This window comes from Accumulibacter sp., assembly GCF_016789985.1.
In the GTDB taxonomy this organism is placed as follows: Bacteria; Pseudomonadota; Gammaproteobacteria; order Burkholderiales; family Rhodocyclaceae; genus Accumulibacter.
This window is the reverse complement of record NZ_JAEUOL010000080.1, coordinates 1-3,217: the sequence shown is the minus strand read 5'-3', so window position 1 is coordinate 3,217 and position 3,217 is coordinate 1. Positions and strand designations below refer to the sequence as shown.

4 protein-coding genes are annotated in these 3,217 nt (G+C 67.5%); all 4 read left to right on the top strand.

What is annotated here, in order from left to right; all coding sequences use genetic code 11:
* A partial coding sequence (locus tag JNK99_RS04845) for a lytic transglycosylase domain-containing protein (RefSeq protein WP_291849413.1) occupies nucleotides 1–190 on the top strand: 190 nt, incomplete at its 5' end.
* Between the two features lie 104 nt (nucleotides 191–294).
* Nucleotides 295–693 carry a type II secretion system major pseudopilin GspG gene (gspG, locus tag JNK99_RS04840; protein ID WP_291849416.1) on the top strand — a complete coding sequence of 133 codons (399 nt, stop codon included), beginning with the start codon at nucleotides 295–297 and terminating at the stop codon, nucleotides 691–693.
* An 18-nt stretch (nucleotides 694–711) separates the two neighbouring features.
* A complete protein-coding gene (locus JNK99_RS04835; protein WP_291849410.1) occupies nucleotides 712–1,914 on the top strand; it encodes a type II secretion system F family protein in 1,203 nt (400 codons plus the stop codon).
* Nucleotides 1,911–3,217: ATPase, T2SS/T4P/T4SS family (locus JNK99_RS04830; protein WP_291849407.1), on the top strand; the 1,307-nt coding region annotated here is incomplete at its 3' end. The genes JNK99_RS04835 and JNK99_RS04830, both read left to right, overlap by 4 nt.

Genomic DNA, 3,217 nt, shown 5'->3' with positions numbered 1-3,217 from the left:
CGACGCCGGGGTGCGCCATCTCAAGGACCTGCTCAACGAGCACCAGGGCAACGTCGCCCTGGCGCTGGCCGCCTACAACGCGGGGCAGGGTGCGGTGGCCAGACACGGCGGGCGCATCCCGCCGTATCGCGAGACCATGCTTTATGTACCGGCGGTCCTGGCCGCCGCAGCGCGAGGGAACAAGCAGTGATCAGACAGTCGTGGTCGGTTGGGCTGAAATCGGGCTGGACAGCCCGGCGGGCGGCAGGCGGCCCCGCCGGCCCGAGGTCGGCAGGGGGCGGGCGGAGCTGGCGGATTGGCGGCTTCACGCTGCTCGAATTGCTGGTGGTGGTGACCATCATCGGGCTGCTGGCGGCCTACGTCGGTCCGAAGTACTTCTCGCAGCTCGGCAAGTCGGAGCAGGGGGTGGCCAAGGCACAGATCGAGGCCTTTTCGCGCGCGCTCGATGCCTACCGCCTCGACGTTGGCCATTACCCGACCAGCGAAGAGGGACTCAACGCCCTGCTCACCAGGCCGGCCAACGCCGCCAAGTGGAACGGACCCTATCTGCAGAAGGCGGTGCCGCCCGATCCCTGGGGCCGGGCCTACATGTACCGTGCGCCGGGCACCAGCGGCGACTTCGACATCAGTTCGTATGGCAAGGACGGACAGCCCGGCGGCAGCGGCGATGCGGCCGACGTCACCAATCAGTGAGCAGGTTCTGGAGCAGGGATGCGCTTTGAAGTTCGTGCCTTATCTCCCGACAATCTGATCGAGACGCACAGCGTCGAGGCGGCGGATGTCGGCGAAGCGGGCAGATTGCTCCAGCAACAGCGCTTGCAGCCGCTGTCGATCAAGGCCGCGCGCGGCACGGCGACGAACGCGGCGGGTTTGCCGGGCGGTCGCCGACAGGCTTTCTCGCTGCTGCTGTTCAGCGCCGAACTGCTCGCCCTGCTCGACGCCGGGCTGAGTCTGGTCGAAGCCTTCGAAGCACTGCTCGAAAAGGAATCGTCGCCGGTCGCGCGCTCGGTGCTCGAGCGCCTGACCCGCGATCTGCGCGAGGGATTGCGTTTTTCGGCGGCGCTGGCCCGCCAGGGCGACATCTTCCCGCCGCTCTATGTCGGCATCGTGCGGGCCGCCGAGGGAACCAGCGATCTGCCCCGCGCCCTGGCGCGCTACATCGACTACCAGACGCGTCTCGAAGCGGTGCGCAGCAAGGTGGTCAGCGCCGCCATCTACCCATTGATCCTGCTCGTCGTCGGCTGCGGCGTGACCCTCTTCCTGATGGGCTACGTCGTGCCACGCTTTGCCGGGGTCTATCAGGGCAGCGGTCGCTCGCTGCCCTGGCTGTCGCAACGGCTGCTCGACTGGGGGCAGTTCGTCGGCCAGCATACCGACCTCGTCTTCATCTGCGTTCTTGGGCTGGCCCTGGCGGCCGGTTACTGGCTGCGGCAGTTCATTCGTTCGGGCCGCTGGATCGTCCTGTTGACCCGCCTGCCGGGGATCGGCGAGCGCGTGCGCATCATCGAACTGTCGCGTCTCTACCTGACCACCGGCATGCTGCTCGAGGGGGGCATCCCGATCCTCGCCGCGCTGGATATCGTCGGCAACACCGTTTCACCGACCACACGCGTCGCGCTGCGCGCGGCGCGCGGCATGATCTCGGACGGCGGCACCCTGTCACAGGCCTTCGACCGCTGTGGCCTGGCGACGCCGATCGCCCTGCGCATGCTGCGCGTCGGCGAACGTTCCGGGCAACTGGGCGCCATGCTCACCCGTTCGGCACTGTTCTACGAAGGCGAGAGCGCGCGCTGGATCGAGCGCTTTACCAAGGTCTTCGAGCCCGTCCTGATGACCGCCATCGGGCTGCTCGTCGGGCTGATCGTCATTCTGCTCTACATGCCGATCTTCGACCTCGCGGGGACGCTGCAATGAACGCACCCGGCAGCGACCTCGCCCCGTTCTTCGATGATGCACTCCTGCTGCGCGCCCGGCAGCAGGCGCAGGTGGCGGGGCGTCCGCTGCTCGCCGAACTGGAGGCGCTGACCGGCAGCGAACCCCGCTCGCTGGTCGATCGGCTCGCCCGGCGCTTCCGCCTGGCGGTGATGGACACCGGCGAGATGCTGGCCTGCGCGCCGGCCTTCGACCTGCTGCCGCTGGTCAAGGCGCAGACGCGCGGCTGCGTGCTGTTGCGCGCGTCGCAGGCGGCGGCGCGCGAGCAAATCATCGGCGTCATTCCCGACCCTTTCGACAGCGACTGCATGGTCTGGCTGGGCAGCCTGGCCGGCACGCCGGTGAACTACCGCCTGGCGCTCGCCGCCGACATCCAGGCCTATCTTTCGAAGCACGAAGAATCGGTGCATGCCGTCCCTTCGCTGCTGCACGAGACCAGCGCGGCGCCCGAACGGCGGACCGCCGAGGTGCTCAGTTTCGCTTCGCTCAGCGAGGCTTCCAGCCCGGCGGTCAAGCTGGTCAACTCCACCGTTTACGATGCGGTCAAGGCGGCGGCCAGCGACATTCACCTGGAGAGCACGCCGGGCGGCATCACCATCAAGTACCGTCTCGACGGCGTGCTCGACGCGGTCGCCCAGGTCAACGGCGTCGTCCTGGCCGAGCAGGTGATCTCGCGCCTGAAAGTGCTCGCCGAACTCGACATTGCCGAGCGGCGGATCCCGCAGGACGGCAGTTTCCGCGTCGAGGTCGCCGGGCGCGACATCGATCTGCGCGTTTCGATCATGCCCAGCATTCACGGCGAGGACGCGGTCGTGCGCATCCTCGACAAGCGCGGCGTCATCGAGGCGCACGGTTCGCTGACCCTTGATTCGCTGGGTTTCGACCAGTCATCGCTGAAGGCGCTGCGCCGGCTGGTGGAAGAACCCTACGGCATGCTGCTGGTCACCGGTCCGACCGGTTCGGGCAAGACGACCACCCTCTACGGAGCGATTTCCGAGATCAACAACGGGCGCGACAAGATCATCACCATCGAGGACCCGGTCGAGTACCAGTTGCCCGGCGTGCTGCAGATTCCGGTCAATGACCGCAAGGGACTGACCTTCGCGCGCGGCCTGCGCTCGATCCTGCGGCATGACCCGGACAAGATCATGGTCGGCGAAATCCGCGATCGCGAGACCGCCGAGATCGCCGTCCAGTCGGCGCTGACCGGACATCTGGTGCTGACCACGGTGCACGCCAACAACGTCTTCGACGTCTTCGGCCGCTTCACGCACATGGGCATCGA